Genomic DNA, 4,382 nt, shown 5'->3' with positions numbered 1-4,382 from the left:
GCTTCGAGCGGCACGGCGCGCGCACGACGCTCGCGCACCGGTTGCACGACGGCCCGCTGCGCGTGCAGCGGCCGCTGTACCCGGAAGGCGACGCGATCTGCCATGCGGTGATCGTCCATCCGCCGGGCGGCGTCGCGGGCGGCGACCGGCTCGACATCGACATCGCGCTCGGCGACGGCACGCACGCGGTACTGACGACGCCCGGCGCGACCAAGTGGTACAAATCGAACGGCCTCGATGCGACGCAGCGCATCGGCATCACGGTCGGCGCGCACGCGAAGCTCGACTGGCTGCCGCAGAACAACCTGTTCTTCGACGCAGCGCACGCGGCGCTCGACTTCACGGTGACGCTCGGCGAAGGGGCAAGCGCGATCGGCTGGGACGCGACGCAGCTCGGCCGGCAGGCGGCCGGCGAAACCTGGTCGGCGGGCCGCATCGCATCGACCTCTGCGCTCGTCGCCGCCGACGGCCGGCCGCTCTGGACCGAGCGCGCGCTGCTCGATGCGCGCGACCCGCTGCGCGGCGCGCTGCAAGGCCTCGCCGGTTTTCCTGCCTACGGCACGCTGTGGGCCGTCGGCGCCGCGTGCGACGCGGCGCTCGCCGAAACGCTCGCCGCGCGGATGCCGTTCGACGACACGCTGCGCGCCGGCGCGACCTGCGTGACACCCGGCGTCGTGCTGGTACGCGCGATGTCGACGTCGATGGAAGCGCTGCAGCGCCACTTCACCGACTGCTGGCTGCAGTTGCGGCCGATCGTGCACAGCGTCGATGCGCGGCCGCTGCGTCTCTGGCAAACCTGACCGCGCACGCATCACGCACCGTTTCGGCGCAACGTCACCCCGCGCGCCGCACGCTCGCCATGCATCACGCACCACGAACGCGCATGAAGGCACGTCGGATGCACATGGCACGCACCTTGCTGCTTACATAAGCGATACACGACGCACGCAAAACAGCGCGGTGCTACGATGATCCGCACCCCTGCCCCGTCGCATGCGCACCGATAAAAATTACGTTTTCCTGAACGTCTGCCTTCATGAAACTGACTCCCCGCGAAAAGGACAAGCTGCTGATCTTCACGGCGGCGCTGCTCGCCGAACGCCGCCGCGCGCGCGGCCTGAAGCTCAACTATCCGGAGGCGGTGGCCTTCATCACCGCGGCGCTGATGGAAGCCGCGCGCGACGGCAAGACGGTGGCCGAAGTGATGCACTACGGCACGACGCTGCTCACGCGCGACGACGTGATGGATGGCGTGCCGGAAATGATTCCCGACATCCAGGTCGAAGCGACCTTCCCCGACGGCACGAAGCTCGTGACCGTCCACCACCCGATTCCGTGAGGCCCCGCATGATCCCCGGCGAAATCCTCACCGACGACGGCGAACACGAACTGAACGCGGGCCGCGCGACGCTCTCGCTCGTCGTCGCGAACACCGGCGATCGCCCGGTGCAGGTCGGCTCGCACTACCACTTCTTCGAAGTCAACGACGCGCTGTCGTTCGACCGCGCGGCCGCGCGCGGCTTCCGGCTCAACATCGCGGCCGGCACGGCCGTGCGCTTCGAGCCGGGCCAGACGCGCACCGTCGAGCTCGTCGCGCTGGCGGGCGAGCGCGCCGTCTACGGTTTTCAGGGCAAGGTGATGGGGCCGCTGTAAGCCGCGCCCCGCTCTTCAGGAACAGCACATGACACTACGCTTGAGCCGCCGCGCGTACGCGGAAATGTTCGGGCCGACGACGGGCGACCGCGTCCGGCTCGCCGATACCGAACTGCTGATCGAGATCGAACGCGACTTCACCACGTACGGCGAGGAAGTGAAGTTCGGCGGCGGGAAGGTGATCCGCGACGGGATGGGCCAGTCGCAGCGCGTGGCCGCCGACGTGCCCGATACCGTCATCACGAACGCGGTGATCCTCGATCACTGGGGCATCGTGAAGGCCGACATCGCGATCAAGCACGGCCGCATCGCCGCGATCGGCAAGGCCGGCAACCCCGACATCCAGCCGGGCGTGACGATCGCGATCGGCGCCGCGACCGAAGTGATCGCCGGCGAAGGGCTGATCGTGACCGCGGGCGGCATCGACACGCACATCCACTTCATCAGCCCGCAGCAGATCGACGAGGCGCTCGCATCGGGCGTCACGACGATGCTCGGCGGCGGCACCGGGCCGGCGACCGGCACCAACGCGACCACCTGCACGCCGGGCCCGTGGCACATGGAGCGCATGCTGCAGGCCGCCGACGGCTGGCCGATCAATCTCGGCTTTCTCGGCAAGGGCAACGCGAGCCTGCCGCAGCCGCTCGTCGAGCAGATCGCGGCCGGCGCGATCGGCCTGAAGCTGCACGAGGACTGGGGCACGACGCCCGCCGCGATCGACAACTGCCTGTCGGTGGCCGATGACACCGACACGCAGGTCGCGATCCACACGGACACGCTGAACGAGGCCGGCTTCGTCGAATCGACGGTCGCCGCGTTCAAGGGCCGCACGATCCACACGTACCACACCGAAGGTGCGGGCGGCGGCCATGCGCCGGACATCCTGAAGGTGTGCGGCGAGATGAACGTGCTGCCGTCGTCGACCAATCCGACGCGCCCGTACACGATCAACACGCTCGACGAGCATCTCGACATGCTGATGGTGTGCCATCACCTCGATCCGTCGATCGCCGAGGATCTCGCGTTCGCCGAATCGCGCATTCGTCGCGAGACGATCGCGGCCGAGGACATCCTGCACGATCTCGGCGCACTGTCGATGCTGTCGTCCGATTCGCAGGCGATGGGCCGCGTCGGCGAAGTGATCATCCGCACCTGGCAGACCGCGCACAAGATGAAGGTGCAGCGCGGCGCGCTGCCGGAGGACACCGCGCGCAACGACAACTTCCGCGCGAAGCGCTACGTCGCGAAGTACACGATCAACCCGGCGCTCACGCACGGCATCGCGCACGAAGTCGGCTCGATCGAGCCCGGCAAGTGGGCCGACCTCGTGCTGTGGGAGCCCGCGTTCTTCGGGATCAAGCCGTCGATGATCCTCAAGGGCGGGATGATCGCGGTCGCGCAGATGGGCGACCCGAACGCGTCGATTCCGACGCCGCAGCCGGTTCACTATCGCGAGATGTTCGCGACCCGCGGCGGGGCGCTCGCGCGCACGTCGCTGACCTTCGTGTCGCAGATGGCGGCCGATGCGGGCATCGCGGAGCGCTACGGCCTCGCGAAGCGGATCGTGCCGGTGCGCAATTGCCGCAACGTGACGAAGGCCGACATGATCCACAACGCATGGCGTCCGTCGATCAGCGTCGATCCGGAAACCTACGACGTGATCGCCGACGGCCAGTTGCTCACCTGCGAACCGGCGACGGTGCTGCCGATGGCGCAGCGCTATTTCCTGTTCTGATCCGGAATCCCCAGTTTCATGCGTACCCTCGACAAACGTATTGCCCCGAACGTGAAACTCGCCGCGTCGCTCGTGGCTCGCGCGCCGACGCTCACGCTCGCCTATGACGCCCGCTGCAAGAGTCGCCTCGCGGCGACGCTCGACACCGGCGAGGACGTCGCGGTGCTGCTGCCGCGCGGCACCGTGCTGCGCGACGGCGACGTGCTCGTCGCCGACGACGGTGCGCTCGTGCGTATCGCGGCGGCCCCCGAAACCGTGCTGCTCGTACGCGCGGCCGACCCGCTCACGCTGATGCGCGCCGCGTACCATCTCGGCAACCGTCACACGCCGGTCGAGATCGGCGACGGCTACCTGAAGCTCGAAGCCGATCCGGTGCTCGCGGACATGCTGCGCCGGCTCGGCACGCAGGTCGACGAAACGCATGCACCGTTCCAGCCGGAAGCCGGTGCGTACGGCGGTGGCCACAAACACGGACACGACGCAACGTTCGCCGAAGACTACGCGCTCGCGCAGCAGGTGTTCGGCGAACACCACGGGCATGCGCATTCGCACGATCACGATCACGATCACGATCACGATCATCAGCATGGTCCCGGCTGCACGCACGGCCACCACGGTCATGACCACCACTGAGCTCGTCGCGCTGCTGCACCTCGCGTCGCCGGCTTTGCCGATCGGCGCGTACAGCTATTCGCAGGGCCTCGAAGCCGCGCTCGACGCGAACCTGATCCGCGACGCCGATTCCGCGCGCGACTGGATCGCGAGCGGCCTGACCGACGTGCTCGCGCACGGCGAACTGCCGTTCCTCGCGCACCAGCTCGCCCGCTGGCAAACACACGACACGCATGCGCTCGCCGCCGAAAATGCCTGGTTCGTCGCGAGCCGGGAATCGGCCGAACTGCGCCGCGAAACCGAACAGATGGGCTGGTCGCTCGCGCAGCTGTGCGCATCGCTCGAATGGGGCGACGCCGCACGCCGCGCGACGCTCGCGTCG

Annotated in this window: 6 protein-coding genes; all 6 read left to right on the top strand. The window is 68.6% G+C overall.

Features of this window, described 5'->3' with window-relative positions:
- Positions 1-800 (top strand): urease accessory protein UreD (locus tag H3O04_RS34225; RefSeq protein WP_237666531.1); only part of this gene is annotated, 800 nt, incomplete at its 5' end.
- 236 nt (positions 801-1,036) lie between these two features.
- Positions 1,037-1,339, top strand: coding sequence for an urease subunit gamma (gene ureA / locus H3O04_RS34220; protein ID WP_006406310.1), 303 nt, complete (start codon positions 1,037-1,039; stop codon positions 1,337-1,339).
- A gap of 8 nt (positions 1,340-1,347) precedes the next feature.
- Complete coding sequence (locus tag H3O04_RS34215) at positions 1,348-1,653, top strand: urease subunit beta (RefSeq protein ID WP_011544772.1); 306 nt, start codon at positions 1,348-1,350, stop codon at positions 1,651-1,653.
- Positions 1,654-1,681: 28 nt separating this feature from the next.
- A complete protein-coding gene (gene ureC / locus H3O04_RS34210; protein WP_006476701.1) occupies positions 1,682-3,388 on the top strand; it encodes an urease subunit alpha in 1,707 nt (568 codons plus the stop codon).
- Between the two features lie 18 nt (positions 3,389-3,406).
- Positions 3,407-4,021, top strand: coding sequence for an urease accessory protein UreE (gene ureE, locus H3O04_RS34205; protein ID WP_011544771.1), 615 nt, complete (start codon positions 3,407-3,409; stop codon positions 4,019-4,021).
- Positions 4,008-4,382 (top strand): urease accessory protein UreF (locus tag H3O04_RS34200; protein ID WP_272929914.1); only part of this gene is annotated, 375 nt, incomplete at its 3' end. The genes ureE and H3O04_RS34200, both read left to right, overlap by 14 nt.

The organism is Burkholderia sp. KCJ3K979 (assembly GCF_016759955.1).
Taxonomy (GTDB): domain Bacteria; phylum Pseudomonadota; class Gammaproteobacteria; order Burkholderiales; family Burkholderiaceae; genus Burkholderia; species Burkholderia orbicola.
This window is presented reverse-complemented; position numbering and strand designations above follow the sequence as displayed.